At 71.7% G+C, this 25,261-nt stretch carries 29 protein-coding genes, 1 tRNA gene, 1 pseudogene and 1 riboswitch; of the genes and pseudogenes, 13 read left to right on the forward strand and 18 right to left on the reverse strand.

Translation table 11 applies throughout. The features are described 5' to 3' along the window. Positions 1-1,089: 1,089 nt before the first annotated feature. Positions 1,090-3,579 carry a transglycosylase domain-containing protein gene (locus ACSMX9_RS08790; RefSeq protein WP_445402937.1) on the forward strand — a complete coding sequence of 830 codons (2,490 nt, stop codon included), beginning with the start codon at positions 1,090-1,092 and terminating at the stop codon, positions 3,577-3,579. A gap of 72 nt (positions 3,580-3,651) precedes the next feature. Here the strand turns inward: ACSMX9_RS08790 and sugE are convergent, their stop codons facing one another. The 3 genes from sugE to ACSMX9_RS08805 form a co-directional block, all read right to left on the reverse strand. Beyond that, on the reverse strand, positions 3,652-3,972 hold the full coding sequence (gene sugE, locus ACSMX9_RS08795; protein ID WP_351244689.1) for a quaternary ammonium compound efflux SMR transporter SugE: 321 nt from the start codon (positions 3,970-3,972) through the stop codon (positions 3,652-3,654). A gap of 36 nt (positions 3,973-4,008) precedes the next feature. Continuing rightward, positions 4,009-4,073, reverse strand: a riboswitch (guanidine-III (ykkC-III) riboswitch). Between the two features lie 65 nt (positions 4,074-4,138). Next, the gene (locus ACSMX9_RS08800; protein ID WP_351244777.1) at positions 4,139-4,441 is read right to left on the reverse strand and encodes a GroES family chaperonin; all 303 of its coding nucleotides are present in this window, start codon (positions 4,439-4,441) and stop codon (positions 4,139-4,141) included. Positions 4,442-4,632: 191 nt separating this feature from the next. Continuing rightward, on the reverse strand, positions 4,633-4,965 hold the full coding sequence (locus ACSMX9_RS08805; RefSeq protein WP_445401382.1) for a DUF3618 domain-containing protein: 333 nt from the start codon (positions 4,963-4,965) through the stop codon (positions 4,633-4,635). Positions 4,966-5,176: 211 nt separating this feature from the next. Between ACSMX9_RS08805 and bcp the strand changes: the two genes are divergently transcribed. Further along, the gene (bcp, locus tag ACSMX9_RS08810; RefSeq protein WP_351244693.1) at positions 5,177-5,644 is read left to right on the forward strand and encodes a thioredoxin-dependent thiol peroxidase; all 468 of its coding nucleotides are present in this window, start codon (positions 5,177-5,179) and stop codon (positions 5,642-5,644) included. 92 nt (positions 5,645-5,736) lie between these two features. Then, a tRNA-Leu gene (locus ACSMX9_RS08815) sits at positions 5,737-5,820 on the forward strand. A gap of 58 nt (positions 5,821-5,878) precedes the next feature. Here the strand turns inward: ACSMX9_RS08815 and rdgB are convergent. The 4 genes from rdgB to ACSMX9_RS08835 all read right to left on the reverse strand — a co-directional run bounded on the left by rdgB (position 5,879) and on the right by ACSMX9_RS08835 (position 8,163). After that, positions 5,879-6,481, reverse strand: a complete 603-nt coding sequence (gene rdgB / locus ACSMX9_RS08820; RefSeq protein WP_445401384.1) for an RdgB/HAM1 family non-canonical purine NTP pyrophosphatase — start codon at positions 6,479-6,481, stop codon at positions 5,879-5,881. Between the two features lie 97 nt (positions 6,482-6,578). Continuing rightward, positions 6,579-6,968 (reverse strand): hypothetical protein, encoded by a 390-nt coding sequence (locus ACSMX9_RS08825; RefSeq protein ID WP_351244697.1) that lies wholly within the window; start codon positions 6,966-6,968, stop codon positions 6,579-6,581. A gap of 114 nt (positions 6,969-7,082) precedes the next feature. Then, positions 7,083-7,811, reverse strand: coding sequence for a ribonuclease PH (rph, locus tag ACSMX9_RS08830; RefSeq protein ID WP_445401386.1), 729 nt, complete (start codon positions 7,809-7,811; stop codon positions 7,083-7,085). Positions 7,812-7,929: 118 nt separating this feature from the next. Beyond that, positions 7,930-8,163 carry a glucose PTS transporter subunit EIIB gene (locus ACSMX9_RS08835; RefSeq protein ID WP_445401388.1) on the reverse strand — a complete coding sequence of 78 codons (234 nt, stop codon included), beginning with the start codon at positions 8,161-8,163 and terminating at the stop codon, positions 7,930-7,932. A gap of 149 nt (positions 8,164-8,312) precedes the next feature. On the opposite strand from ACSMX9_RS08835, the gene ACSMX9_RS08840 reads away from it, so the two are divergent. Further along, a complete protein-coding gene (locus ACSMX9_RS08840) occupies positions 8,313-9,623 on the forward strand; it encodes a PTS transporter subunit EIIC (protein ID WP_445401390.1) in 1,311 nt (436 codons plus the stop codon). A gap of 9 nt (positions 9,624-9,632) precedes the next feature. Here the strand turns inward: ACSMX9_RS08840 and ACSMX9_RS08845 are convergent, their stop codons facing one another. The 6 genes from ACSMX9_RS08845 to ACSMX9_RS08870 form a co-directional block, all read right to left on the reverse strand. Then, positions 9,633-10,385, reverse strand: coding sequence for an MBL fold metallo-hydrolase (locus ACSMX9_RS08845; RefSeq protein WP_445401392.1), 753 nt, complete (start codon positions 10,383-10,385; stop codon positions 9,633-9,635). Between the two features lie 292 nt (positions 10,386-10,677). Beyond that, positions 10,678-11,628, reverse strand: a complete 951-nt coding sequence (locus ACSMX9_RS08850) for a PLP-dependent cysteine synthase family protein (protein WP_351244707.1) — start codon at positions 11,626-11,628, stop codon at positions 10,678-10,680. 5 nt (positions 11,629-11,633) lie between these two features. Further along, positions 11,634-11,912, reverse strand: a complete 279-nt coding sequence (locus ACSMX9_RS08855; protein WP_366115441.1) for a MoaD/ThiS family protein — start codon at positions 11,910-11,912, stop codon at positions 11,634-11,636. Positions 11,913-12,099: 187 nt separating this feature from the next. Beyond that, positions 12,100-12,204 carry a putative leader peptide gene (locus ACSMX9_RS08860; protein ID WP_445401394.1) on the reverse strand — a complete coding sequence of 35 codons (105 nt, stop codon included), beginning with the start codon at positions 12,202-12,204 and terminating at the stop codon, positions 12,100-12,102. Between the two features lie 101 nt (positions 12,205-12,305). Further along, on the reverse strand, positions 12,306-12,728 hold the full coding sequence (locus tag ACSMX9_RS08865; protein ID WP_445401396.1) for a Mov34/MPN/PAD-1 family protein: 423 nt from the start codon (positions 12,726-12,728) through the stop codon (positions 12,306-12,308). Between the two features lie 97 nt (positions 12,729-12,825). Next, positions 12,826-14,319: an amino acid permease gene (locus tag ACSMX9_RS08870; RefSeq protein WP_445401398.1), complete on the reverse strand. Its 1,494-nt coding sequence runs from the start codon at positions 14,317-14,319 to the stop codon at positions 12,826-12,828. A gap of 335 nt (positions 14,320-14,654) precedes the next feature. On the opposite strand from ACSMX9_RS08870, the gene ACSMX9_RS08875 reads away from it, so the two are divergent. Both ACSMX9_RS08875 and ACSMX9_RS08880 read left to right on the forward strand, forming a co-directional pair. Then, positions 14,655-15,665, forward strand: coding sequence for a DUF1648 domain-containing protein (locus ACSMX9_RS08875; protein WP_445401400.1), 1,011 nt, complete (start codon positions 14,655-14,657; stop codon positions 15,663-15,665). A 3-nt stretch (positions 15,666-15,668) separates the two neighbouring features. After that, positions 15,669-16,028, forward strand: a complete 360-nt coding sequence (locus ACSMX9_RS08880; RefSeq protein WP_445401402.1) for a GntR family transcriptional regulator — start codon at positions 15,669-15,671, stop codon at positions 16,026-16,028. A gap of 9 nt (positions 16,029-16,037) precedes the next feature. Here ACSMX9_RS08880 and ACSMX9_RS08885 read toward each other — a convergent pair whose 3' ends face one another. Then, the gene (locus ACSMX9_RS08885; RefSeq protein ID WP_445401404.1) at positions 16,038-16,643 is read right to left on the reverse strand and encodes a DUF2017 domain-containing protein; all 606 of its coding nucleotides are present in this window, start codon (positions 16,641-16,643) and stop codon (positions 16,038-16,040) included. A gap of 11 nt (positions 16,644-16,654) precedes the next feature. Then, positions 16,655-16,972: an ATP-dependent Clp protease adapter ClpS gene (gene clpS / locus ACSMX9_RS08890; protein WP_351244723.1), complete on the reverse strand. Its 318-nt coding sequence runs from the start codon at positions 16,970-16,972 to the stop codon at positions 16,655-16,657. 118 nt (positions 16,973-17,090) lie between these two features. Here clpS and ACSMX9_RS08895 point away from each other — a divergent pair, with 118 nt between their 5' ends. From ACSMX9_RS08895 to ACSMX9_RS08905, 3 genes are all read left to right on the forward strand, one after another. Further along, entirely contained in the window at positions 17,091-18,419 is a 1,329-nt protein-coding gene (locus ACSMX9_RS08895) for a nicotinate phosphoribosyltransferase (protein ID WP_445401406.1), read from the forward strand. A gap of 227 nt (positions 18,420-18,646) precedes the next feature. Continuing rightward, entirely contained in the window at positions 18,647-19,237 is a 591-nt protein-coding gene (locus ACSMX9_RS08900) for a nicotinamidase (RefSeq protein WP_445401408.1), read from the forward strand. Between the two features lie 105 nt (positions 19,238-19,342). Continuing rightward, complete coding sequence (locus ACSMX9_RS08905; RefSeq protein WP_445401410.1) at positions 19,343-20,812, forward strand: alpha/beta hydrolase; 1,470 nt, start codon at positions 19,343-19,345, stop codon at positions 20,810-20,812. A gap of 44 nt (positions 20,813-20,856) precedes the next feature. Here the strand turns inward: ACSMX9_RS08905 and ACSMX9_RS08910 are convergent. Together ACSMX9_RS08910 and ACSMX9_RS08915 are read right to left on the reverse strand one after the other, a co-directional pair. Further along, positions 20,857-21,132 (reverse strand): annotated as a pseudogene (locus ACSMX9_RS08910) (HD domain-containing protein); the annotation flags it as partial. A 46-nt stretch (positions 21,133-21,178) separates the two neighbouring features. After that, positions 21,179-21,727 (reverse strand): flavoprotein, encoded by a 549-nt coding sequence (locus ACSMX9_RS08915; protein WP_445401412.1) that lies wholly within the window; start codon positions 21,725-21,727, stop codon positions 21,179-21,181. A gap of 119 nt (positions 21,728-21,846) precedes the next feature. On the opposite strand from ACSMX9_RS08915, the gene ACSMX9_RS08920 reads away from it, so the two are divergent. The 4 genes from ACSMX9_RS08920 (at position 21,847) to ACSMX9_RS08935 (ending at position 24,224) form a co-directional block, all read left to right on the forward strand. Beyond that, the gene (locus ACSMX9_RS08920; protein ID WP_445401414.1) at positions 21,847-23,025 is read left to right on the forward strand and encodes a helix-turn-helix domain-containing protein; all 1,179 of its coding nucleotides are present in this window, start codon (positions 21,847-21,849) and stop codon (positions 23,023-23,025) included. Between the two features lie 106 nt (positions 23,026-23,131). Then, the gene (locus tag ACSMX9_RS08925; protein ID WP_445401416.1) at positions 23,132-23,524 is read left to right on the forward strand and encodes a hypothetical protein; all 393 of its coding nucleotides are present in this window, start codon (positions 23,132-23,134) and stop codon (positions 23,522-23,524) included. Beyond that, entirely contained in the window at positions 23,518-23,796 is a 279-nt protein-coding gene (locus tag ACSMX9_RS08930) for a hypothetical protein (protein ID WP_445401418.1), read from the forward strand. Before ACSMX9_RS08925 ends, ACSMX9_RS08930 begins: the two co-directional genes overlap by 7 nt. Continuing rightward, positions 23,793-24,224 (forward strand): hypothetical protein, encoded by a 432-nt coding sequence (locus ACSMX9_RS08935; RefSeq protein WP_445401420.1) that lies wholly within the window; start codon positions 23,793-23,795, stop codon positions 24,222-24,224. Before ACSMX9_RS08930 ends, ACSMX9_RS08935 begins: the two co-directional genes overlap by 4 nt. 284 nt (positions 24,225-24,508) lie before the next feature. Here the strand turns inward: ACSMX9_RS08935 and ACSMX9_RS08940 are convergent, their stop codons facing one another. After that, on the reverse strand, positions 24,509-24,997 hold the full coding sequence (locus ACSMX9_RS08940) for a hypothetical protein (protein ID WP_445401421.1): 489 nt from the start codon (positions 24,995-24,997) through the stop codon (positions 24,509-24,511). Positions 24,998-25,261 lie beyond the last annotated feature (264 nt).

Here is a 25,261-nt window from a genome sequence, read left to right on the forward strand (position 1 = left end):
GAGCCCGAACGCCCCGCGGCACCGCCGTCCGGGGAGGGTGAACAGACCTCCGGCGGCCCGTCCGGCGCCGGCGCGAAGCCCACCGGCCCCACCGGGCCCGCGCGCGGCGCCAAGCCCGCGGGCCCTGCCGAGCCCGCCGGCGGCGCGAGGCGCCCCGGCTCCCCCGCCGCCGCGGGGAAGCCGTCCACGGAGAAGCCGGCCACGGAGAAGCCGGCCACGGAGAAGCCGGCCGCGGCCGGCGCCGCGGGCACCGGCGGGACGTCCGCCGGGGACGGGAAGCCCGCCGCCGCGGCCCCCAAGCTGCCCACCCGCAAGCCCACCGGCAAGGCCGACGCCCCGGGCGGCGGCGGCTCCTTCGACGCCTTCGCCCGCCGGCCCCGTTCCGGCGTGCCCCGGCCCCCCGCCCCGTCCGGCGCGGGCCCGGCGCCGGCCGCGGACGGCGGACGGCCCGCCCCCGGCAAGGACGCGGACACCGGTGACGCCGCCCGGCGCCCCGGCAAGGACGCCGGCCCGGCCCGGCCTCCGGCCGGCGGACCGGCGAAGAGCAGCACGGACGGGCCCGCGAAGGGCGGGGTCGTCCCGCTGGCGAAGCGCGGGCCCGACCCGACCGAACAATCCCGCGGCAAGGCTGCCGGCACCGGCGCCGCCGCCGACCGGACCGCGAAGCCCGCGCCGAGCACCCCGAAGCCCGCCGGCTCCGCACCGTCCACGGGCGCCCCGAAGTCCACGGGCGCCCCGAAGCCGGCCGGGACCACCGGCGCCGCCGCGCCCACCAGCACCACCGGGTCGAAGGGCCCGGGCAAGCCCGCCGGCCCCGCGGGCGCCGGCAAGGCGGCGGGGGCGGCGGCCGGTGCCCCGGGCGCGACCCCGAAGCGCCCCGGCGGCCCGGACGGGCCGGGCAAGACGCCCGGCAAGGCGACCCCGCCCCGGGCGGCGTCCGCCGAGGAGGCCCCGGCCGAGCGCACCACCCAACTCGGCACCGTGCGGCCGAAGAGCCGGCCCGAGCACCCCGCCGAGCGCACCACCCAACTCCGCCGGCAGCCCGCGGCCCCCGGCGGCCCGAAGGGCGGCCCCGCGGGCGCCGCTGCGGTGCCCGGGCCGGAGCGGACCGCCGCCCTGGCCGCCGCCGGCGGCGGACCCGGCGGGCCCGAGGGCCCGACCGGTCCGGGGACGGACGGGAAGAAGAAGCGCAAGCGGCCCAAGCGCAAGGGCTGGCGCCGCGCGATCCCGACCTGGCGGTTCACCCTGGCCGCGGTCTTCACCGTGCTGCTGCTGGGGACGGGCGCGTTCGTCGCCGGCTACATGATCGTGAAGATCCCGGAGGCGAACGCCGCGGCGGTCAAGCAGAGCAACGTGTACCTGTACGCGGACGGCTCCCAACTCGCCCGCGACGGCGAGGTCAACCGGGAGAACGTGAAGCTCTCGCAGATCCCGCTGGAGGTACAGCGCACCGTCCTCGCCGCCGAGGACCGCGACTTCTTCAGCGCGCCGGCCGTCGACCCCAAGGCGATGGTCCGGGCCGGTTGGAACACCATGACCGGCAAGGGCAAGCAGTCCGGTTCGACGATCACCCAGCAGTACGTGAAGAACTACTACCTGGCGCAGGAGCAGACGCTCTCCCGCAAGGCGCAGGAGTTCTTCATCGCCATCAAGCTGGACCGGGAGCAGTCGAAGGACGAGATCCTGGAGGGCTACCTCAACACCAGCTTCTTCGGCCGCAACGCCTACGGCATCCAGTCCGCGGCGCAGGCGTACTACGGGGTGGACGTCGAGAAGCTGACCGTGGAACAGGGCGCCTACCTGGCCGCGCTGTTGAACGCGCCGAGCGCCTACGACGTGGTGGCCAACCCGCAGAACCGGCCGCAGGTCGAGGCCCGCTGGCGGTACGTGCTGGGCGGCATGGTCAAGGAGGGGTGGCTCACCGACGAGGAGCGGGACGCGATGGAGTTCCCGGTCCCCCGCGAGGCGAAGGGCTCGGCCGGCATGTCCGGCCAGCGCGGCTACCTCGTCCAGGCGGTCAAGGACTACCTCTTCGAGAACGAGATCGTCAGCGAGGACGTGCTGGCCGCCGGCGGTCACCGGATCACCACCACCATCCAGAAGGGCAAGCAGGACGCCCTGGTCAAGGCGGTGGACGACCAGTTGATGTCCCGGGTCGACAAGAAGGCCCGCAAGATCGACCGCAATGTGCGGGCGGGCGGGGTCTCCATCGACCCGAAGACCGGGCAGGTCGTCGCGATGTACGGCGGCATCGACTACACCCAGCAGTTCGTGAACAACGCGACCCGCCGGGACTTCCAGGTCGGTTCGACGTTCAAGCCGTTCGTGTTCACGGCGGCCGTGGAGAACGACTCGAACACCCAGGACGGTCGGCCGATCACCCCGAACACCGTGTACGACGGCACCAGCAACCGGCCGGTCGAGGGCTGGAACGGCCCCCGGTACGCACCGCAGAACCAGGACCAGGTCAGCTACGGCCCGATCACCGTCCGCGAGGCCACCGACAAGTCGGTGAACTCGGTGTACGTGCAGATGGCCGTGGACGTGGAGTCGGAGAAGGTGCAGCGCACCGCGGTCGCACTGGGCGTGCCGAAGACGACCCCGAACATGCACCCGTCCCCGTCGATCGCGCTGGGCGCGGCGACCGCGAGCATCCTGGACATGACGGGCGCCTACGCCACCCTCGCCAACCACGGCAAGCACGTCCCGTACACCCTGGTCGCCAAGGTGACCAAGAACGGCAGCGAGGTCGCGCTCCCGGAGCGGGCCGCCAAGCAGGCCGTCAGCCGGCAGGCCGCGGACACCACCACCTCGCTGCTGCGCTCCGTCGTCACCAGCGGTTCGGGGACCGCGGCCCTCGCGGCCGAGCGGCCCGCCGCGGGCAAGACCGGCACCGCGGAGAAGGACAAGGCCGCCTGGTTCGCGGGGTACACCCCGGACCTGGCGACGGTGGTCTCCGTGATGGGGCAGGACCCGGTGACCGGGGTGCAGACCCCGCTGTACGGGGCGCTGGGCGAGACGCGCATCAGCGGTGGCGGTCCGCCGGCGCAGATCTGGGCGCAGTACACCAAGAACGCGCTCCAGGGCACTTCCCCGCAGGAGTTCACGCTGCGGATGCAGGACGGCTCGGACAGGCGGCTGGAACTGCCCGGCGCCGCCGGCACGGGTTCCCCGGACGACGAGGGGACCACGGAGCCGGGCGACACCGAGAGCGAGTCGCCCGAGGAGAAGGAGGAGAAGGAGGAGGAGACCACCCCGTCCCAGGAGGCCACCACCGGCCCGGAGGAGTCCGCGGACCCGGGCGACGGGAGCGGCGGCACCGACGGCGGCACCTCGACCACGGGCGGCGGCCAGGACGGCGGCACCGCGAGCACCGGCACCACCGGGGCGACGGACGGCCAGACCACCGAGGGGAACACCAGCACCGGCACCACGGACGGCGGGGTCATCGGCGGTCAGCCGAACACCGGCGGCACCGGCACCTCCACCGGCGAGAGCACCGGTTCCACCACGGACGGGAACACCAACACGGGTACCACCACCGGCGGCACCACCCCGGGGTTCCCGCCCGCTCCGTGACGGACGGCCCCGCGTGACGCGACCGACCCCCGGGTACTCGGTACCCGGGGGTCGGTCGGTGCGCGGTGCGGCTCAGTGGCCGGAGGTGGCCTTCAGGCCGACGACGGCCACCAGCAGCAGCGCGATGAAGAAGATCCGTGCGGCGGTGGCGGGCTCCCCGAGCACCAGCATCCCGAGGATCGCGGCGCCGCCCGCGCCGATGCCGACCCAGACGCCGTAGGCGGTGCCGATGGGGAGGGTCTTGGCCGCGTAGGACAGCAGCACCATGCTGGCGACGATCCCAGCGCCGGTGAAGACGCTCGGCCAGAGCCGGGTGAACCCCTCGGTGTACTTCATGCCGATCGCCCAGCCGACTTCCAAAATGCCGGCGATCACCAACAGGACCCATGCCATGACGGCACCTCCGCGTTTCCGATGTGGATCAACAGGGGTGCGTCGTCTTTGCGTGTCCCGGTACGGCGCGTCTCGTCGGGTGGCCCCCACCGTAGCAAAGAACGACGAAAGGGCTGGTGACGGCGGTCACCAGCCCTACGGAAGCCGGAACGGGAGGGCGCGGGGCCTACAGGTACAGCCCGGTGGAGTCGTCGGAGCCCTCGAAGCGGTCCGCGGCGACGGCGTGCAGGTCCCGCTCCCGCATCAGCACGTAGGCCACCCCGCGCACCTCGACCTCGGCCCGGTCCTCCGGGTCGTACAGCACCCGGTCCCCGACCTCCACGGTCCGCACGTTCTGCCCGACCGCGACGACCTCGGCCCAGGCGAGCCGGCGGCCGACCGCCGCCGTCGCGGGGATCAGGATGCCGCCGCCGGAGCGCCGCTCGCCCTCCGCGGTGTCCTGTCGCACGAGCACCCGGTCGTGGAGCATCCGGATGGGCAGCTTGTCGTGCGTGGTGTTCAAGTCCTTGTTGGTGCTCACGCCCCCGAACCTACCTGCCGCGGGGAGGTGTGCGCCGCCTGGGTGGTCGTGGGCTCCTGCGGGGCGGCGCTCCCGTGCCGCCCCGCGGTGGCGTCGGAGGCGCCGCCCGGGCGTCGCGCTCCCGGCGGTGGTGGGGGCGGTCAGTCCCGGCCTTTGCGGGAGCCGCCGAGGGTCATCAGTCCGACGAGGCCGACGACGACGATCGCGACCGGCACGATCCGCTCCAGGCGGGGGCTGCCGTCCTCGGTGACGAAGCCGCCGGTGACCCGGGAGACCGCCCGGTTGGCGCGGACGTAGACGCGGCCCACGGTGCGGTCGACGGTGGCGGCGGCCCTGGCCTTGGCGTCGCCGACGATGGTCTTGGGGTGCACTCGGACGCCGATCTCGTCCAGTGTCTCGGCGAGGCGCTGACGTCGGCGTTCGATGTCCGCCTCGATCTGCGCCGGGGTCCTGGTATCCGATGTCTCCGACACCGTGCTCCTCCGTGCTCGTGTCCGGCGTGGGGTCGGGGCCCGCAGCGGGGCGGCCACCCGTGGACGGTGGGTCCGCTCGTGAGCGGAACCACCGTCCACAGTCTGTCAGCTTCCCGGGCACACCACCCCACGGCACCCCCATTACGCTCGTTTCCGTGACGACGTCCCGGGCTCGACCGGCCCGGGCACCCTTCCTTCGAGGAGACCCGAGATGAGCGAGCGACTCCAGCCCGGCGACACCGCCCCCGCCTTCACGCTGCCCGACGCCGACGGCAAGGAGGTCTCGCTGGCCGACCGCAAGGGCCGCAAGGTCATCGTGTACTTCTACCCGGCGGCCCTCACCCCCGGGTGCACCAAGCAGGCCTGCGACTTCACCGACAACCTGGAGTTCCTCGCCGGGCACGGGTACGACGTCATCGGCATCTCGCCGGACAAGCCGGAGAAGCTGGCGAAGTTCCGCGAGAAGGAGGAGCTGCGGGTCACCCTGCTGGCCGACCCCGAGAAGGCGGTGCTGGAGGCGTACGGCGCGTTCGGCGAGAAGAAGCTGTACGGCAAGACGGTCACGGGCGTCATCCGCTCCACGGTGATCGTCGACGAGGAGGGCAAGGTGGAGCGCGCCCTCTACAACGTGAAGGCGACCGGCCACGTGGCCAAGGTCATCAAGGACCTCGGTCTCTGACGCCCTCTACCCGGGTGGAACCGGGGCGGTGGGGAACTCCCGACCTGGCGTGCCGTAAACGAGCAAAAGACCACTAGGATGGGCGCGCGGACGCGGCCGTGGTGGAACTGGCAGTCACGCTGGGTTTAGGTCCCAGTGGGGTAACACCCGTGAGGGTTCGAGTCCCTCCGGCCGCACCGGACCGGGCCCGCCCCCGACACCTCGGGGGCGGGCCCGTGCGCGTTTCCGGCCCGGCTACGGCAGCAGCTCGCGCAGCACGGGAACGAGGGCGCGGAACGCCTTGCCGCGGTGGCTGATGGCGTTCTTCTCCGCCGCGGTCAGTTCGGCGGTGGTCCGGGTGTCGCCCTCGGGCTGGAAGACCGGGTCGTAGCCGAAGCCTCCGGTGCCGGCCGGCAGGTGGCGCAGGGTGCCCTCCAGCCGGCCCTCGACGACGCGTTCGGTGCCGTCCGGCAGGGCCAGCGCGGCGGCGCAGGTGAAGTGGGCGGCGCGGTGCGGTGCGTCGATGTCGGAGAGCTGGGCGAGCAGCAGCTCCAGGTTGGCCCGGTCGTCGCCGTGGCGGCCGGCCCAGCGGGCGGAGAAGATGCCGGGGGCGCCGCCGAGGACGTCGACGCAGAGGCCGGAGTCGTCGGCGACGGCGGGCAGTCCGGTGGCCCGGGCCAGGGCGTGGGCCTTGAGCAGGGCGTTCTCGGCGAAGGTGACCCCGGTCTCCTTGACGTCGGGGACCTCCGGGTAGGCATCGGCACCGACCAGTTCGTGGGTGAGGTCGGCGGCGGCGAGGATCTCACGCAGTTCGGTGAGCTTGCCGGGGTTGCGGGTGGCCAGGATCAGACGGGTCATGACGGGATTATGCCTGGTCACCGGGGTGCGCCGGCGGGGCGGGCCGGGGCCGTGAGGCCCGCCCCGGCCGGTCCGGTCCCTCAGCGGGCCGCGGGCCTCACGGCGAGCAGACCTTGGTGAGTTCGCCGGCGGCGTCCGCGACGGGGGTCACGTCCGGGGTCTGGTCGCCGCCCTCGATGGCGGTGCCGACGTTGTCGACGGCCTTGGCCAGGTCGTCGACCGCCTTGGACAGGTCGGCGTTGTCGGTGGTGTCCCCGATCTCGTCGAGGTTCTTGTCGATGGCGCGGAGCGACTCCTCGGCCTGGAGGGGGTCGTTGGCGGCGTTCTCCACGGCTTGCTGGAGGTCGTTCACGCTCTGGGCTATCGCCTCGGCGGTCCGGACGCAGTCGAGTGCCTTGTCGATGGCGCCGCATCCGACGGCGAGCGGGGCGACGAGCGTCGCCCCGGCGACGGCGAGAGCGGTGATGGTGCGGCGGCGCGCGGCCATGTGACGGTCCCTCCCGGAGGTCGGTACGGGCGACGGGGAGCCTCCCGTCACCCGTACTAGTGAAACGCGCGCCGAGGCGTTTTGGTTGCCGCCGGGGTGCGCCGGCGGCCGGGACTACTGGTTCTCCAGGGCCTTGCGCTGGAGGGCGGCGAGTTCGTCGCAGCCGGCGACGGCCAGGTCGAGGAGGGAGTTCAACTCCTCGCGGGCGAAGGGCTCGGCCTCGGCGGTGCCCTGCACCTCGACGAAGCGGCCGTCGCCGGTGCAGACCACGTTCATGTCGGTGTCGGCCTTCACGTCCTCCTCGTAGCGCAGGTCGAGGAGGGGGACGCCGTCCACGATGCCGACGGAGACCGCGGCGACGGTGCCGACGAGGGGTTCGCGGCCGGCGCGGATCAGCTTGCGGCCCTTGGCCCAGCCGATGGCGTCGGCCAGCGCCACGTACGCGCCGGTGATGGCGGCGGTGCGGGTGCCGCCGTCCGCCTGGAGCACGTCGCAGTCGAGCACGACGGTGTTCTCGCCGAGGGCCTTGAAGTCCACGACGGCGCGCAGGGAACGGCCGATCAGCCGGGAGATCTCGTGGGTGCGTCCGCCGATCCGGCCGCGGACGGCCTCGCGGTCGCCCCGGGTGTTGGTGGCGCGGGGCAGCATCGCGTACTCGGCGGTCACCCAGCCCTCGCCGCTGCCCTTGCGCCAGCGGGGGACGCCCTCGGTGACGGAGGCGGTGCAGAAGACCTTGGTGTCGCCGAAGGAGACGAGGACGGAGCCCTCGGCGTGCTTGCTCCAGCCCCGGTCCAGGGTGACGGGGCGGAGCTGATCGGGGGTGCGGCCGTCGATGCGTGACATGCGCCCGAGCCTATCGCCCGCACGGCGGGGCGGGACCTGCCCGGGTGACCGTCACCGGCACCCTGCGCGCGGGCGCGCACGCCGGTGGCGGCGGCCGGGAGGGCACGGGGCCGGGGTGCTACATCATGTCCTCGATCTCGCCGGCGATGGGGTCGGCGTCGGTGCCGATGACGACCTGCACGGCGGTGCCCATCTTGACGACGCCGTGGGCGCCGGCGGCCTTCAGCGCGGCCTCGTCGACCTTGCCGGGGTCGATCACCTCGGTCCGCAGGCGGGTGATGCAGCCCTCGACCTCTTCGATGTTCTCGATCCCGCCGAGGCCGGCGACGATCTTCTCAGCCTTGCTGGCCATCACTGCCTCCCTGACCCGTTTTCATCTGCTTCGCCACGTTAAACCACTGTTGGCCCAACTTCGCGAGCGGTGACCGTTCCCGTGCCGAAGGATGACGAGCACGACGCGCCACCCGACCGGGTGGCGTGCGTCATCCCGGGAGGTCGCCCATGAGCGCCGAGAGCGCGGCAGCGTCCGGCCGCACGCGGTGGAACACCCTGTTCCAGGGCTTGCAGAAGATGGGCCGCAGCCTCCAGCTGCCGATCGCCGTCCTGCCCGCCGCAGGCATCCTCAACCGACTGGGCCAGCCGGACGTCTTCGGTGACGAGGGGCTGGGCTGGACGGACGTCGCGAAGGTCTTCGCGGCCGCGGGCGGCGCGCTGTTGGACTCCTCGTTGGGCCTGCCGCTGCTGTTCTGCATCGGCGTCGCGATCGGCATGGCGAAGAAGGCGGACGGTTCCACCGCCCTCGCCGCGGTCGCCGGCTTCCTCGTCTACTACGCGGTGCTGCGGGCCTTCCCCGACACCTGTCCGTCGGGGGCCGACTTCTTCGGTGCGGGCATGTGGAGCGGGCTGTGCGTGGCGGAGGACGGCACCTCGGCGCAGGCGGCGTACCAGAACCCGGGGGTGTTCGGCGGCATCGTGATGGGGCTGATCACGGCGTACGTGTGGCAGCGGTACCACCGCACCAAGCTGGTGGACTGGCTGGGCTTCTTCAACGGGCGCCGGCTGGTGCCGATCATCATGGCGTTCATCGGGCTGGTCTTCGCCGGGCTGTGTGTGTGGGTGTGGCCGCCGATCGGTGACGCGCTCACCAGCTTCTCGGAGTGGCTGTCGGACCTCGGTGCCTGGGGTTCGGGCATCTTCGGGGTCGCGAACCGGGCGCTGCTGACCGTGGGGCTGCACCAGTTCCTCAACACCTTCGTCTGGTTCCAGTTCGGCGACTACACCAAGCCGGACGGCACCGTCGTGCACGGCGACATCAACCGGTTCCTGGCCGGGGACCCGACCGCCGGGCAGTTCACCACCGGCTTCTTCCCGATCATGATGTTCGCGCTGCCGGCCGCGGCCCTGGCGATCACGCACACGGCCCGCCCGGAGCGCCGCAAGATCGTCGGCGGTCTGATGCTGTCGGTGGCGCTGACCTCGTTCGTCACCGGCATCACCGAGCCCATCGAGTACTCGTTCCTGTTCATCGCCCCGGTGCTGTACGCGATCCACGCCGTGCTGACCGGGGTGTCGATGGCGGTGACCTGGGCGTTCGGGGTGAAGGACGGGTTCAGCTTCTCGGCCGGCCTGATCGACTACGTGATCAACTGGAGCCTGGCGACCAAACCCTGGCTGATCATCCCGATCGGGCTCTGCTTCGCGGTGGTGTACTACGCGGTCTTCCGGTTCGCGATCGTCCGGTTCGACCTCCAGACGCCCGGCCGGGAGCCGCCGGAGGAGTCGGCGGCGGAGGACCGCGAGAACGTGAAGTGACCCGGACCGTCAGACGGTGTAGCTGGCCCCGGGGGCGGCGAGTTCGGCGGGGCCGGCGTACGCCTGGCGGGCGTCCCAGAGGTTGACCTGCGGGTCGGTCCACGGCGGGATGTGGGTGAGCAGCAGCCGGCCCACCCCGGCCCGGCGGGCGGTCTCGCCGGCCTCGCGGCCGTTGAGGTGCAGGTCGGGGACGTCCTCCTTGCCCGCGGTGAAGGCGGCCTCGCACAGGAACAGGTCCGTGCCGGCCGCGAGTTCGTCGAGCGCGGTGCAGGCGCCGGTGTCCCCGGAGTAGGTGAGGGAGCGCCCGCCGTGCTCGACCCGGATGCCGTACGCCTCCACGGGGTGGGCGACGCGTTCGGTGCGGACGGTGAAGGGGCCGATCTCGAAGGTGCCGGGCGTGACCGTGTGGAAGTCGAAGACCTCGCTCATCGAGGACGTGGCGGGGGTGTCCGCGTAGGCGGTGGTGAGCCGGTGCTCGGTGCCCTCGGGTCCGTACACCGGGACCGTGCCACAGCGCCCGCCGTCGTGGCGGTAGTAGCGGGCCACGAAGTACACGCACATGTCGATGCAGTGGTCGGCGTGGAGGTGGCTGAGGAAGATCGCGTCGAGGTCGTAGAGGCCGCAGTGGCGCTGGAGGGCGCCGAGGGCTCCGTTGCCCATGTCGAGGAGCAGCCGGAAGCCCTCGGCCTCGACGAGGTAGCTCGAACAGGCCGAGTCCACGGACGGGAACGACCCCGAGCAGCCGACGACGGTGAGCTTCATGGGAGCTGGAACCTCCGCGCTGACAGGACTGGAGGGACGGGTGCGGCCCCTCCGGAGGGACGGAGGGGTGTGGTCCCCGGTGGGGACGGGGTTGGTGCGGTGTGCTGAGCGTAAGGCGCGAAAGGGTCGGACGCTCCCCCGTCACAGACCGTTGTGGGCGAACTCACCCGCCGTGTCACCGATTCGGGTCCCCGTCCCGTCCGTACGGGCGGGTTCCCGGGCGGTCCCGGGGACGGCAGCGGCCCGGCGGGGCCCGGAGCGGGCGCCCTGCCGGGCCGTGGTGGTGCTGGGGTCAGGCCCAGAGCTGTCCCTGGACCCGTTCGATGGCCTCCTCGGTGGTGGCCGCGGTGTAGACGCCGGTGGAGAGGTACTTCCAGCCGCCGTCGGCGACGACGAAGACGATGTCGGCGCCCTCCCCCGCCGCCACGGCCTTGCGGCCGACGCCGATGGCGGCGTGCAGGGCGGCTCCGGTGGAGACGCCGGCGAAGATGCCCTCCTGCTGGAGCAGTTCCCGGGTCCGGGTCACGGCGTCGGCCGAGCCCACCGAGAACCGGGTGGTGAGGACGGCGGCGTCGTAGAGCTCGGGCACGAACCCCTCGTCGAGGTTGCGCAGCCCGTAGACCAGGTCGTCGTAGCGCGGCTCGGCGGCCACGATCTTGACGTCCGGCTTGTGTTCGCGCAGGTAGCGGCCGACGCCCATCAGGGTGCCGGTGGTGCCGAGCCCGGCGACGAAGTGGGTCACGGACGGCAGGTCCGCGAGGATCTCCGGGCCGGTGGTGGCGTAGTGGGCGCCGGGGTTGGCGGCGTTGCCGTACTGGTAGAGCATGACCCAGTCCGGGTGCTGCGCGGCCAGTTCCTTGGCGACCCGCACGGCCGTGTTGGAGCCGCCCGCGGCGGGCGAGGAGATGATCTCCGCGCCCCACATGGCGAGCAGGTCCCGGCGCTCCCGGGAGGTGTTCTCGGGCATCACGCAGACGATCCGGTAGCCCTTGAGGCGGGCGGCCATGGCGAGCGAGATGCCGGTGTTGCCGGAGGTGGGTTCGAGGATGGTGCAGCCCGGGGTGAGCTTCCCCTCCTTCTCGGCCTGCTCGATCATGTGGAGCGCGGGGCGGTCCTTGATCGAGCCGGTCGGGTTGCGGTCCTCCAGCTTCGCCCAGATCCGTACCTCCTCGGAGGGCGACAGCCGCGGCAGGCGGACCAGCGGGGTGTTGCCGACCGCGGCGAGGGGGGAGTCGTAGCGCATGCCGCTCAGGCCATCCCGCCGGCGACGGCGGGCAGGATCGTGACGTTGTCGCCGTCGGTGAGCTTGGTGTTGATGCCGTCGAGGAAGCGCACGTCCTCGTCGTTGAGGTAGACGTTGACGAAGCGGCGGAGCTGGTCCCCGTCGACCACCCGGGCCTGGATGCCGGTGTGCCGGGTCTCCAGGTCGGCGAAGAGGGCGGCGAGGGTGTCCCCGGCGCCCTGGACCGTCTTCTCCCCGTCGGTGTACGTGCGGAGGATGGTCGGGATGCGGACCTCGATGGCCATGGCGTGGGCTCCTGTCGGATGCGGGCGTTCTGGTTCTGGCGGGCTGATCGGGCGGAGTGGACTGCGGGCCGGACGGCTCGGCGGTGGTGCGGGCGCCCGGGAGGGCGGGCGGGCCCGCCTTCCGGCCGCCGGTGGGGCGGGGCCGCACGGGCGTCCGCCGCGGCTCAGGGCCGTGCGGCGGCGGGGGTCAGCACGGACAGATGGCGCTGTCGGACCGGCACAGGTCGACGTGCAGCCTCGCCACGAGCAGCGGTGTGCCCGGAGTCTTCTCGCTCACGTCTGGGGGAACCATGCGGTCATCGTATCGATTCCCGGTACGGCTTCCCGAGGGTGATTTCACATCGCGGACGGATTTCGACCACGATGTGGGAAGCGGAGGCGGGGAGGCGCACCTCAGTACGCCTCCACCACCGCCACCTCCTCCTCGGTGACCTCCCCGTCCACGATCCGGTACGAGCGGAACTGGAAGGGGCCGGCGTCCTCGGTGTCGGCGGTGGAGACCAGGACGTAGTGCGCGCCGGGCTCGCTCGCCAGGTTGATGTCGGTCCGGGAGGGGTACGCCTCGGTCCCGGTGTGCGAGTGGTAGATGATCACGGGTTCCTCGTCCCGGTCGTCCATCTCGCGGTACAGCTTGAGCAGATCGCCCGAGTCGAACTCGTAGAAGGTGGGCGAGCGGGCGGCGTTCAACATGGGGATGAATCGTTCCGGCCGCCCCGAGCCCACGGGCCCGGCGATGACCCCGCACGCCTCGTCGGGGTGGTCCTCGCGCGCGTGGGCCACGATGCGGTCCCACAACTCCTGGGTGATGGTCAGCATGGGCCCAGGATAAGCAGCGGTCCGGTGCGTACCGGATTTCGGTACGCACCGGACCACATGCTGGACTTGGTTGACGGGAGCGGGGTGCGGGTGCAGGTCAGGCGTCGTCCGCGCCCCGCGCGGGACTCCGATCGGCCCCGTCCCGCTCGTCCCGGCCGGACGCGGTGGCGCCGGCGGCGCGGCGCTTGAGCACCAGGTGGGAGACGCCGAGCAGGAGCGCCCAGACGGGGGCGCAGTACAGCGAGATCCGGGCGTCCGCGTCGATGGCCATCATCACGATCACCATGCCGATGAAGAGCAGCGCGAACCAGCTGGTGTACGGGGCGCCGGGGGCCTTGAAGGAGGAGTGCGGGACCACCCCGCGGTCGGCCAGCGCGCGGTAGCGGAGCTGGCTGACCAGGATCATGATCCAGGCCCACATCCCGGAGATGGTGGCGAAGGAGACCACGTAGTGGAAGGCATCGCCGGGCCAGCGGTAGTTGATCCAGACGCCCACCATCATCAGCGCGGCGGAGAAGGTGGTGCCCACCAGCGGGGTGCCGCCGGCGGTGAGGCGGGTGAACGCCTTGGGGCCCTGGCCGTTGAGGGCGAGGTCGCGCAGCATCCGACCGGTGGAGTACATCCCGGAGTTGCAGGAGGAGAGCGCGGCGGTCAGCACGACGAAGTTGACGACGGCGGCGCCGAGCGCGAAGCCCATCTCCTCGAAGGCGGCGACGAACGGGCTGACGCCGGGCCGGAACTCGGTCCAGGGCACCACCGAGAGGATCATGATCAGGGCGCCGACGTAGAAGACGGCGATCCGCCACGGCACGGTGTTGACGGCCTTGGGGAGGTCCCTCTGGGGGTCCTTGGACTCGCCGGCGGTGACGCCGACCAACTCCACGGCGGTGAAGGCGAACATCACGATCTGAAGGGTCATCAGGGTGCCGACGACGCCCTCGGGGAAGAAGCCGCCCTGGTTCCACAGGTGGGCGACGGTCGCGGTGTCCCCCGCGTCGGAGAAGCCGACGGTCAGGATGCCGGCGCAGATGAGGATCATGCCCACGATCGCGGTGACCTTGATCATGGAGAACCAGAACTCCAGCTCACCGAAGAGCTTCACGGAGATCAGGTTCGCCCCGTACAGGACGAGGGTGAAGACGAGTGCCGACAGCCACTGCGGGATGTCCCACCAGTAGGTCATGTAGGTGGCCGCCGCGGTCACCTCGGTGATGCCGGTGACCACCCAGAACAGCCAGTACGTCCAGCCGGTGGCGAAGCCGGCGAAGGGGCCGACGAACTCGCGGGCGTACTCGGAGAAGGAGCCGGACACCGGCCGGTACAGGAGGAGTTCGCCGAGCGCGCGCATGATGAAGAAGATCACGAGGCCGGCCACCGCATAGGCCAGGACCAGACTGGGGCCGGCCTTGGAGATCGCCTTGCCGGCGCCGAGGAAGAGCCCGGTGCCGATCGCGCCGCCGATGGCGATCATCTGGATCTGACGGGCGCCGAGCCCGCGTTGGTAGCCCTGGCCGTGTCCGTCCGCCGCCTGGTCGTGGGGGGTCGGGCGCGGGGCGTCTTCGGCGTCTTTGCCGACCTGCGTCGAGGCCATGGTCGAGGAACCTTTCGCCGGGTGAGTGGGGGCCCGTCGGGTCCGGAAGGTCTACCACGCGGCCTTCGAAGATCGAACGAGGCGCGTGTGGCGTACGCCACAGGGAGAACCGGAGGAAACCCTCCCCGTCCGGCAAACCCCGCGGGGGCGGTACCACGATCGTTATGCGGATTTGAGGACCGCCTGAGCGAATGCGTGCCCCACGCGCACCACTTCACGCCCCCCGCGTACGGAACGACCCTTGCGCGGGCACCCCCTCGGGCAGGTATTGTTCTAGTTGAACTAGAACTAGCGCACACAAGTGCGCTCGCCACCGGTTCCGAACGGGGGAAGCCATGACCCGCACGATCCGACCCGACCGACTCCCCGGCTGGCGCAGGCCCGCCCCCGTGGCGGCGGCCGCGGTGCTGGCCGCCGGCGGGTTCCTCGCCGTCTTCGCCGCCGTGCACGACCGACTGCCGACCGAACTGGCCACCCACTTCACCGCCGACGGCACCGCCGACGACGTCACCGGACGGGGCGCCTTCGCCTTCCTCGTCCCGCTGCTGGTCCTCGGACAGGCCGCCCTGTTCGCCGTGTTGGGCCACCGGGCCCGGGGCTCCACCACCACCGCCCGCCTCCTCACCGCCGTGGGCACCGGCACGGCCGCCTTCCTCGGCCACCTGACGGTGGCGCTCACCCTGGCCAACGCGGGCAGCGACGACCCGCACGCCGTCCACTTCCCCGGTTGGCACGCGGCCCTCGCCCTCGCCACGGGGGTCCTCGCCGGCGCGCTCGGGTACGCCCTCGCCGGAACCGACCCGGCCGCCTCCCGCACCGCCGACGGGCCGCCCCCCACCAGCGCGGACCGGCTGCCCCTCGCCCCGCGGGAGCACCTCGTCTGGAGCCGCACGGTCGACTCCCCCGGCCTGTGGGGGATCGGCGTCGTCAGCGCCCTCGCGACCGTGCCGCTGTCCGCCCTGGTGAGCCCCTGGGCGCTGCTGCCGACGCTGGTGACCGGCGTCCTCGCGGCGGCGACGGCCCGGGTCCGGGTCACCGCCGACGCCCGGGGGCTGACCGTCGCCCCCGCCCTGCTCCCCCGACCCCGGCTCCACGTGCCGCTGGCGCAGATCGCCGCCGCCGACGCCGGGCGGGTCAGCGCCCTGAAGGACTTCGGCGGCTGGGGGTACCGGGCCAGGGGCGACCGCAGCGGGATCGTGCTGCGCTCCGGCCCGGCCCTGAGCGTGCGCCGGGCCTCCGGGCGTACCTTGGTCGTCACCGTGGACGACGCGAGCACCGCCGCCGCCGCGCTCAACGCCCTGGCCGACCGTGCTCGGTCCCGAACGGACGAGGACGACGAGAACTAGACGATGCTGTTCCGAATCGACCCCCAGTCCCCGCTGACCCTCAGCGACCAGGTCGCCGCCTCGGTGCGCCGCGCGGTCGCCGAGGGCACGGTGGGGCCCGACGAACGCCTGCCCGCCGCCCGCGAACTCGCCCGTTCGCTCGGCATCAACCTGCACACCGTGCTGCGGGGCTACCAGCAGCTGCGGGACGAGGGGCTGGTGGAGCTGCGGCGCGGTCGCGGCGCCGTGGTCACCGGCCGGGCCGACCCGGAGCGCGGCCGGCTCGCGGAGCGGGTGGGCGAGGTGGTGGCCGAGGCCCGCGCCGCGGGCCTCTCCGATGCGGAGTTCCTCGACCTCGTGCAGCAGGCCCTGGGCCGCGCCTGACGGCCCAAGCTACGGGAGCAGGGTGGTGACCAGGGTCTCCTGGAGGCCGCCGAGCCAGAGGTAGGCCATGACCATCGGCTTGCGCGGGTCCTCGTCGGGCAGCCGGTACAGCAGGTCGGTGTCGTCCTCGTCGGTGATGTCGAGCCGGGTGCCGATCGCCAGCCGCAGGTCGTTGAGGGCGCCGAGCCAGCAGCGGCAGTCGTCGGGGGCCAGCCGCAGCACGGCGACGCCCTCGCCGTCGAGCGCGAGCCCGTCCAGGGCGCGGACCACGGCCAGCGCGTCCTCCCGCTTGCGGGCGCGCAGGTCGTTCTCGGTGAACCGGCGGAACTCCGAGGAACGGGCGGTCCGTTCGGCCGCCTCCTCCGGTGTCCCCGCCGGGTCGGCGGGGCTTGCGTAGGCGTCCGGGAAGAGCCGGTGCAGCACCGGGTCGGCGGGCGGCTCGGTGGGGCCGTCCGCGAAGAGTTCGGCGAGCGGGTCGGCGGGGGCGTCCCCGCCGGGTCCGGGCCCGACCAACTCCAGGAGTTGGACGGCGAGCGAGCGGATGATGGAGATCTCGACCTCGTCGAGCGAGACGGCCGCGCCGCCGCCGGGGGTCGGTTCGAAGTGTCCTGGCATGGAGTCAGTCGCTACTTCCGGTCCTGCTGGAGGGTGGCCCACAGGCCGTACCCGTGCATGGCCTGCACATCGCGCTCCATCTCCTCGCGGGTTCCGCTGGAGACGACGGCACGGCCCTTGTGGTGGACGTCCATCATCAGCTTGGTGGCCTTGTCCTTGGGGTACCCGAAGTACGTCTGGAAGACGTAGGTCACGTAGCTCATCAGATTGACCGGGTCGTTGTGGACGAGGGTGATCCAGGGGACGTCCGGCTCGGGTTCGGCGAACACCTCTTCCGCCGACTCGGGTTTCTCGATCTCTAGGGGAGCGGGAGCCGTCACACCGCCCATGCTGCCACTTCACACGGGCGTACGCACAAACGGCCCGCGCCGGGTCCGGCACCCGGGTGGGCCAGCCGCCCGCCGACTGAAATCGTCAAACTGACGAAATGGGGGTAGCATTTCCGCCATGAACACTGCGGATCTGGGCCTGCCGGTGGACGTGCCGTCGACCGCGCTCTTCACCGACCACTACGAGCTGACCATGCTCCAGGCGGCACTGGCCGCGGGCACCGCCGAGCGGCGCTCGGTCTTCGAGGTCTTCACCCGACGGTTGCCCGAGGGGCGCCGGTACGGGGTCGTCGCGGGCACCGGCCGGGTGCTGGACGCGGTGGAGAACTTCCGTTTCGACGAGCCGGTGCTGGCCTTCCTGCGCGAACGCCGGGTGGTCGACGAGCGCACCCTCGACTGGCTCGCGCAGTATCGTTTCTCCGGCGATGTGTGGGGCTATCCCGAGGGCGAGGTCTACTTCCCCGGCTCCCCCGTGCTGCGGATCGAGGGCTCCTTCGCCGAGTGCGTGCTGCTGGAAACCGTCGTCCTGTCGATCCTCAACCACGATTCGGCCATCGCCGCCGCGGCCTCCCGGATGGCCTCCGCCGCCGGTGACCGCCCCCTCATCGAGATGGGCGCCCGGCGCACCCACGAACTCGCCGCCGTGGCCTCCTCCCGCGCCGCCTACGTCGGCGGTTTCGCCACCACCTCCGACCTCGCCGCGGGCTTCCGCTACGGCATCCCCACCGTGGGCACCTCCGCCCACGCCTTCACCCTGTTGCACGACAGCGAACGCGACGCCTTCCGCGCCCAGGTCGACTCGCTCGGCGCCGGAACCACCCTCCTGGTCGACACCTACGACGTGGCCGAGGCCGTACGGGCCGCCGTCGACATCGCCGGCCCCGACCTCGGCGCGGTCCGCATCGACTCCGGGGACCTGCTGCTCGTCGCCCACCGGGTGCGCCAGCAACTCGACGAGCTGGGCGCCACCCGGACGAAGATCGTCGTCACCTCCGACCTCGACGAGTACGCCATCGCCTCGCTCGCCGCGGCCCCCGTCGACGCCTACGGGGTGGGCACCCAACTGGTCACCGGCTCCGGACACCCCACCTGCTCCATGGTCTACAAGCTGGTCGCCCGGGCCGCCTCCGCCGACCCCAAGGCCCCGCTGGTGCCCGTCGCCAAGCGCTCCACCGGCGGCAAGACCTCCATCGGCGGACGCAAGTGGGCCGCCCGCCGCCGCGACGCCCGGGGCGTCGCCGAAGCCGAGGTGATCGGCACCGGACCGGTGCCCGCGGACCTCGCCGACCGACAGCTCCTCGTCGAACTGATCAAGGGCGGCTCGGTGCTCGCCCGCGAGTCCCTGGACGTGGTGCGCGACCGGCACGCCGCCGCCCGGGACGCCCTGCCCCTGTCGGCCACCCAGCTCTCGCGGGGCGAGGCGGTCATTCCGACGGAGTACGTATGAGCGCCCCGACGGAGTAGGGACGCTCATTGGGACGGGATTCGGCCCGTGCCACCGGGGTAGGTGCGACTACAGGAAAGCCCGTGACACGGGGGGTGGCGCCCCTCCCGTCCGGGCCCCGCCCCTCCCCCATCCGTTCCGCTCCGACCCCGGCAACCCCCGCCACCCTGACAGCCCCTCCAGCCCAACCCGTCCCACCACCCTCACTCCGATCGACAAGGACAACCGACATGCGCCGCGCCCTGATCGTCGTGGACGTGCAGAACGACTTCTGCGAGGGCGGCAGCCTCGCCGTCACCGGCGGCGCCGACGTGGCCGCCGCCATCACGGAGCTGATCGGGCAGGCGCCCGCCGGCTACCGTCACGTGGTCGCCACCCGCGACCACCACATCGCCCCCGGTGACCACTTCTCCGAGGAGCCCGACTACGAGAACTCCTGGCCGGTGCACTGCCTCGCCGGCACCGAAGGCGTCGGCTTCCACCCCAACTTCGCCCCCGCCGTCGCCTCCGGCGCCGTGGAGGCCGTCTTCGACAAGGGCGCCCACGCCGCCGCCTACAGCGGCTTCGAGGGCGCCGACGAGAACGGCGTCTCCCTCGCCGCCTGGCTGCGCGACCGGCAGGTCACCGAGGTCGACGTGGTCGGCATCGCCACCGACCACTGCGTACGGGCCACCGCGCTGGACGCCGCCCGCGAGGGGTTCCGCACCAACGTCCTGCTGGACCTCACCGCCGGCGTCGCCCCGGGCACCACCGAGCGCGCCCTGGACGAACTGCGCACCGCCGGCGTCACCCTCTCCGGCAAGCCCGTCGTCGCCGCCTGACCGCGGGCGCCCGCCCCTGCCACCGGCCCGGGGGCGGGCCCGCTGTTACCCGCTCACCACGTGTTCATGGCGCCACCACCACGTACGGCCACCACAGTGGCCCGCATGATCACGCGCACCGGCACCACCCCGCACCGGCACCGGCGGGCCCTGTCCGCCCTGCTGGCCCTGTCCACCGCCACCGTCGGACTGGCCGCGGCCGGCAGCACGGCCACCGCCCGCGCCACCCCCGCACCGCCCTCCTCCCTGGTCTGGGGCGACTGCCCCCGGGAGGATCCGCCCCACCCCAGCCCCCGGGCGGAGTGCACCACGGTGCGGGTGCCGGTGGACTGGACGAAGCCGACGGGCCCGAAGATCGGTCTCTTCGTCGCCCGCCACCGGGCCACCGATCCGGCCCGCCGCATCGGCGTCCTGATGTCCAACCCCGGTGGCCCCGGCAACCCCGGGGCCGACGACGCCCTGCGCGCCGACGACCCGTACGACGGCTACGCCCCGGCCATGCTCGAACGCTTCGACATGATCGGCTTCGACCCCCGGGGCGTCGGCCGCAGCGAGGGCGCCCGCTGCGACGAGGGCTTCGCCGCCTCGGTGCCCAACCGCCCCCGCACCGCTGCGGAGTTCGAGCGGATGCGCACCCTCAACGGCAAGCTGGCCAAGAGCTGCCTCCAGCAGACCGGGCCGCTCGCCGCGCACATGGACACCGAGAGCGTGGCCCGCGACATGGACGCCGTCCGCGCCGCCCTCGGCGAACGGAGGATCAGCTTCCTCGGCCACTCCTACGGCACGCTGGTCGGCGAACGCTACTCCCGGCTCTTCCCCGACCGGCTCCGCGCGCTGGCCCTGGACAGCGCCATGGACCCGGACCGCCCGGACGCCGAGCGCTACCTCACCGACGGCAGCACCACCACCGACGACACGTTGAACCGACTCGCCGCCTGGTGCAAGGCCGACGCCTCCTGCGCGCTGAAGGGCAAGGACGTGCGGACCGTCGTCGCGAAGCTGTACGCCCGCGCCGACGCCGGGACGCTCCGCGAGCCGGGCCCCACCGGCCCGACCCGGGCCCGGATCGACGCCGACCGCTTGACCGACCACCTCACCTTCGCCCTCGGCAGGTGGAGCCCGGAGACGACCGCAGCCGAACTCGACGCGCTGCGCACCGGCAAGGGCGAGATGAGGCAGTTCGGTTCGACCGTCGACCTCACCGGGCGACTGGTGCTCTGCCGGGACTACGACTTCCGCCTCCGCGACTTCGCCCACTACCAGGCCGTCCGCAAGCGCCTCGCGAAGGCCGTCCGGCACGTCCGCTACAACTCCCAGGCCCTGGACACCGTCCTCGCCTGCCAGGGCTGGACCCTGCCGCCCGAGCCCCGCCCCGCCCAGGCGAAGGGCACCCTGCCGCCGGTGCTGGTGGTCAACGCCACCCACGACCTGGCGACCCCGCTGCCCGGCGCCCGACGCATGGCCAGGGCGTTCCCGAAGGCGTCCCTGCGCATCGTCGACACCGTGGCCCACTGGCTCTACAACAAGACCTCCCGCGAGGAGATCGACGCCTACCTCCTCCGCCCGAAGGGCTGACCCGCCGGGGACGGCCCTCCTGCTCACGGCTGCGCCCCCACCAGGTCGCCGGACGCGGCGTAACGCTTGCCGAGGTGGTTGACGTCGCCGGTACGGGTCTCCTGGGTGTCGTGCCAGACCGCGAGCAGCGCGGCACGGGCCGGGTCAGCGCCCTCCAACGGCGCGATGACCGAAGCGATCAACGAAGTCCGCCACGCGTGCTCGGCCACGCTCTCCGGATCCCGCACCCCCGCCATCCACCACCCCGTACGCCGCGCGTTCTTCAACGTCCCCGCCTCGTACAGGAAGTGCGCCACCCTGGTCAGATCGCGGTCACTCACGTCGTACTCCCTTCATGCCTGGGCGAGTCGGGGTGCGGGGTGTCGGTCATGTCCGGGACGCCCGTTCGGGGTGGGCGTTGTCTACTGCGTCGTAGCAGAGGTGCCAGGGGTAGGGGTGCCGGGTGCCGGGCTGGTTGGGGACGAAGCCGCCTTCCCCGTAGAGCACGGTGACGCCCATGTCCCGTAGCTCGGCGACACTGCGGTCCAGGCGGTGGTGGCGGGCATAGGCCGCGTTCACGCAGGGCATGGCCACGGTGGGGATGTCCTTGCCGATGGCTTCGGCGACGACGCCCACGACGAACCGGTCCGTGAGTCCCAGCGCCCACGCGTTGAGCGAGTGGAAGGTGACCGGTGCGAACAGGATCACATCGGCGCGCGGCCACACGTCCGGCGCGCCGGGACGCTTGTACGCCGAGCGCACCGGGTGTCCGGTCAGTGCCTCCAGCGTTCCGATCCGGTCGTCCAGCCAGTCGGCGGCCGTGGGCGTCAACCCCAGACACACGTCCCACCCACGCCGGTGCAGTTCCCCGACCGCCCCGTCCACCTCCAACACGGGCGGGGCCGCGCTCCCGAACAGGTACACAGTCCTTGTCATACGCCCCATCCGACCACACCGGCGTCGTCCTGAAGCGTTGATGAGTGAGGACCAGATGGGACGCGCCGCAGTCGCTTACGGGTACCGTTCCCATGATGAGTTGGGAACGGAGATCCCGTATGTCCACCTTCGGTGACGACCACGTTGGAACTCGCATCAAGGCGCAACGCAGGCTTGCGCGCCTCAGTCAACGGCAGCTCGCCGACCGCTTGCCGTACTCGTACAGCCTTCTGAACCAGGTGGAATGTGGTGCACGGCGTGCTACCGATGACTTCCTGTCGGCCGTAGCCGATGCACTGGGTATCGAGGTGACCCTGCTCACCGACCTGCCGAGCGATGGGCCGGGACGAGGCAACACCGCCACCTTGGTCGCGCCGATCCGTGAGGCCTTGGACATGTACGACCTTGAGCCTCTGCCCGGGCCTGGGCCTCGCAGCATCGACGTCCTGACTTCTGAAGCAGACCAGGTGTGTCAACTCGTGAGATCAGCTCGCTTGAGGAAGGCGACGAGCCTCCTTCCCGCGATCATCGGCGAGCTATCTCATCAAGCCTGGAATGATTCAAATTCCTCGGTCTGGAAAGCCCTTTCATCCGCGTATCGCACGGCCCACGATATCGCCCTGAAATTGGGGCATCCAGACTTGTCCAGAGTGGCGCTGGAACGCATGTCGTGGGCTGCGGAACGCGCATCGGATCCGTGCCTTGCGGCCATCTGTCAGTACAAGCGGGCGTTGCTCTACAAGTCGGGCGGTCACGACACGGGACTGCGACTCATCGCAGCGGGACACAAAATACTGGAGGGCAATTCAACGCATGAGGCTCTGGTGATTGAGGGGCAACTACACCTCGGGGCATCCGCGCTCGCCGCACGGGCAGACCGGAGCGGGTTGGTTGCAGCACACCTTGACTCGGCCCGGGAGCTTGCTACCCGCGTCGGCGGTGAGGCTCCAAACGTGCACTGGCTGTCCTTTGGGAACCGTAACGTCGACCTTCACGCATTCGGGGCGAACGTAACAATGCGCCTGTACGACGATGCTCTCTCCCAGGCCCGCAGGATGAAGTCGCAGAATTCGACTTTGACCAGCCGACGCGCTCGCTTTCTGATCGACAGGGCTCGCGTGGAGATGGAGACAGGGAACACAGAGGCGTCGCTCAAGCATGTCGCTCAGGCCAGGAAAGCGGCCCCTGAGCAGATCCGGTACTACCCGGGAACAAGAGAGACGATCTCTCGTCTGGTACACCTCAGCCGTCGAACACCAGATAGCCTCGGACACATGGCTCGGTGGATCGGACTCTAGCTCGCTCACAGAGCTGTGAGCATTACCCCCTTCGCCAACACTCATTGTGGAACAGCAGTGTTGAACGACAGAGCGAGGGTGTATGACGACAGCACATGATCTCCAGGTGAAGGATGCACCGCTGCTCCTCACCGACCGTCTCGCCGCCTGGGCCGGTACCCGCGGTACCACTGAACAGGTTGCCGTCGCCGTGTTGATCGAAGAGGGGGACGTTCTCGCGCGGGAGGACGTGCGGGACCTGCTCGTCGTCGACACCGGAACGGCCGCGTCCTGTGACTGGCCGCGGTTCGAGGCCCGTTACCGCAACTCGTTGGTGTTGGACGCGAGTGAGCGGGCGTTCCTGGACTTCGTGGTGGCGGTCAGCTTCCCCAGGTTGGTCCCACTCTGGCAGGTGGAGCACCTGGGCGAACGTCGGCTGGCGGTGGTATTGCGGGCGTTGGCCGCACTGGCCGGGGCGGCGGACACGGTGACGGTGTCGGTGGGGGCCGGTCCGTGCTGAATCTGTGCGTGCAGTGTCACGAGCCGATCGGGGTGCGGGAACGCTCCGACGAGGGTCCGGGAGGTGGGGCGATCCACCGGCGGTGCACCGAGCCCGCCCGGGCCGCCGAAGCCGTGGAACGGGCCGCCTGGCGCGCCTACCTCAGCCACGTCGGGACGTGTGACGCGTGTCTGCCCGAGCCGATCGGCTGCCCCGAGGGCAAGCGACTGCGGCGGGAGTGGAAGGCGGCGGACCGGGCCCACTTCGCCACCCTGGAGCGCCCCACCCCATGAACACTCACCCCCTCTCGGCGGTCCTGTCGGCGTGGGAGGTGCAGGAGCAGTGGGTGCGGCGGAGCATCGCCCTGGTCCCCTGCGGGCACGCCTTCGCCGCCGTCCGGATGCCCACCGACCTCGTCCACACCGCCGCCCGCACCTGCGAACCCGAACAAATTCGCATCTACCTCACCCACACCCTCCACGGCCCCGTCCTCACCGACCGCACCACCCACCACCACTACGCCCTCATCCCACCCCGCACCCCACCCATCGAGGGCCCCAACGCCCGCTACCTCGGCACCAACACCTACCTCGGCCTTCCCCGCCCCGACCTCACCCACCCCACCACCCACCACCGCTGCCACTGGATCATCCCGCCCAACGGCCAACAACTCTGCCCACCCGAAGCCGTCTCGGCACTGTTGCGCCGAGCAGCGCGGTGAGCCCTCGAACGGACCAGTTCCTCTGCGTCCTAAGCATCGCCGCACTCCTCGGCGCTCTCGCCCTCGGCATCACCCGCCCCTGACCTCGGGGCGGGGGTGTCGTGGTGGGGGCAGGCGACGCGTGACTGCGAATCCGACCAGAGGCGTTCGGGTGGCACGGGCGGGCGAAGTGCGGCACACGGAGGCGGGACGCATCGCGCTACCGCTGGTAGTCGAGAGGAGAGCACCCGGCCCGGAAGTCGGCGCGGGCGCGCTCCGCGCGATCCCGCCGGAGACGCCGTCCCCTAGCCGTCCCGTTTTCCCTTCCCGCCGACCCTGAAGTCCGCTTCGCAGTCCAGGGTCTGGACGTAGTGCAGGCCACCCTGCCGGTACGCGAACCGGCAGTAGCGGAGGTTCTTCTCCGGCGGCGCGGTGATCTCTACCTTGACCTGGTAGTAGACGTCACTGGACGTCCGGGCGGCGACCTTCAGGGGGGCCTTCGCGTAGTCCTTGAGGCTGTCGAAGTCGGGTGCCGTCGGGTCGCCCTCCTTCGACAGCAGCGGCAGCCCTTCCGTGTCGTCCATGTGGTAAGCGCTGTATCCCAGCACCTTCACGCCCCGGGGTACTCGTTCGACCGCGACGGCCGTGATCTCGATGGGCCGCGAGGACACGTTGTCCGGGACCGGCAGGGCGAAGTACCAGATCTCCCCCACCCGGGCGTGGTGGTTGCCGACGACCCCGCTGGACTGGGTGCCGTCCGTGGCCAGCGCCCGCCCCTTCAGCGGTCCGGTCACCGCTGCACCGGCGGAGCATCCGGCGAGCGCCAGAAGCGTGAGGAGCGTGAGTCCCCTAGTACGAGTAGAAGAGGCCCGGCTTCCCGTCCACCCTGTCATTCTTCCCCCGCGTTGATGGCCTGGAAATCGAGCGTGCCAGGGGCCCGCGCCCCGGGTGTCGTTTCCGGGGACAGCGGGACGTTATCCCCGCATCCGCCCGGATGGCTACGGACGGCGGAGTCCCTCTGGCCGGGCAGCGCCTGTGTACAAACTGTGCCCATCTGG

It is taken from the genome of Streptomyces sp. LE64, assembly GCF_052606915.1.

Bases quoted from the DNA above. Each gene is read 5' to 3' on its own strand.
- ACSMX9_RS08845 (WP_445401392.1), bottom strand. From the start codon at position 10,385: ATGAAGCTCACCGTCGTCGGCTGCTCGGGGTCGTTCCCGTCCGTGGAC.
- ACSMX9_RS08895 (WP_445401406.1), top strand. From the start codon at position 17,091: ATGAACACTGCGGATCTGGGCCTGCCGGTGGACGTGCCGTCGACCGCG.
- clpS (WP_351244723.1), bottom strand. From the start codon at position 16,972: ATGGGCGGTGTGACGGCTCCCGCTCCCCTAGAGATCGAGAAACCCGAG.
- ACSMX9_RS08920 (WP_445401414.1), top strand. From the start codon at position 21,847: ATGTCCACCTTCGGTGACGACCACGTTGGAACTCGCATCAAGGCGCAA.
- bcp (WP_351244693.1), top strand. From the start codon at position 5,177: ATGAGCGAGCGACTCCAGCCCGGCGACACCGCCCCCGCCTTCACGCTG.
- ACSMX9_RS08865 (WP_445401396.1), bottom strand. From the start codon at position 12,728: ATGCTGACCATCACCCAGGAGTTGTGGGACCGCATCGTGGCCCACGCG.
- ACSMX9_RS08880 (WP_445401402.1), top strand. From the start codon at position 15,669: ATGCTGTTCCGAATCGACCCCCAGTCCCCGCTGACCCTCAGCGACCAG.
- ACSMX9_RS08870 (WP_445401398.1), bottom strand. From the start codon at position 14,319: ATGGCCTCGACGCAGGTCGGCAAAGACGCCGAAGACGCCCCGCGCCCG.
- ACSMX9_RS08825 (WP_351244697.1), bottom strand. From the start codon at position 6,968: ATGGCCGCGCGCCGCCGCACCATCACCGCTCTCGCCGTCGCCGGGGCG.
- ACSMX9_RS08800 (WP_351244777.1), bottom strand. From the start codon at position 4,441: ATGCTCCACGACCGGGTGCTCGTGCGACAGGACACCGCGGAGGGCGAG.
- ACSMX9_RS08855 (WP_366115441.1), bottom strand. From the start codon at position 11,912: ATGGCCATCGAGGTCCGCATCCCGACCATCCTCCGCACGTACACCGAC.
- sugE (WP_351244689.1), bottom strand. From the start codon at position 3,972: ATGGCATGGGTCCTGTTGGTGATCGCCGGCATTTTGGAAGTCGGCTGG.
- rph (WP_445401386.1), bottom strand. From the start codon at position 7,811: ATGTCACGCATCGACGGCCGCACCCCCGATCAGCTCCGCCCCGTCACC.
- ACSMX9_RS08935 (WP_445401420.1), top strand. From the start codon at position 23,793: ATGAACACTCACCCCCTCTCGGCGGTCCTGTCGGCGTGGGAGGTGCAG.
- ACSMX9_RS08905 (WP_445401410.1), top strand. From the start codon at position 19,343: ATGATCACGCGCACCGGCACCACCCCGCACCGGCACCGGCGGGCCCTG.
- ACSMX9_RS08885 (WP_445401404.1), bottom strand. From the start codon at position 16,643: ATGCCAGGACACTTCGAACCGACCCCCGGCGGCGGCGCGGCCGTCTCG.
- ACSMX9_RS08915 (WP_445401412.1), bottom strand. From the start codon at position 21,727: ATGACAAGGACTGTGTACCTGTTCGGGAGCGCGGCCCCGCCCGTGTTG.
- ACSMX9_RS08860 (WP_445401394.1), bottom strand. From the start codon at position 12,204: ATGGTTCCCCCAGACGTGAGCGAGAAGACTCCGGGCACACCGCTGCTC.
- ACSMX9_RS08840 (WP_445401390.1), top strand. From the start codon at position 8,313: ATGAGCGCCGAGAGCGCGGCAGCGTCCGGCCGCACGCGGTGGAACACC.
- rdgB (WP_445401384.1), bottom strand. From the start codon at position 6,481: ATGACCCGTCTGATCCTGGCCACCCGCAACCCCGGCAAGCTCACCGAA.
- ACSMX9_RS08850 (WP_351244707.1), bottom strand. From the start codon at position 11,628: ATGCGCTACGACTCCCCCCTCGCCGCGGTCGGCAACACCCCGCTGGTC.
- ACSMX9_RS08900 (WP_445401408.1), top strand. From the start codon at position 18,647: ATGCGCCGCGCCCTGATCGTCGTGGACGTGCAGAACGACTTCTGCGAG.
- ACSMX9_RS08875 (WP_445401400.1), top strand. From the start codon at position 14,655: ATGACCCGCACGATCCGACCCGACCGACTCCCCGGCTGGCGCAGGCCC.
- ACSMX9_RS08835 (WP_445401388.1), bottom strand. From the start codon at position 8,163: ATGGCCAGCAAGGCTGAGAAGATCGTCGCCGGCCTCGGCGGGATCGAG.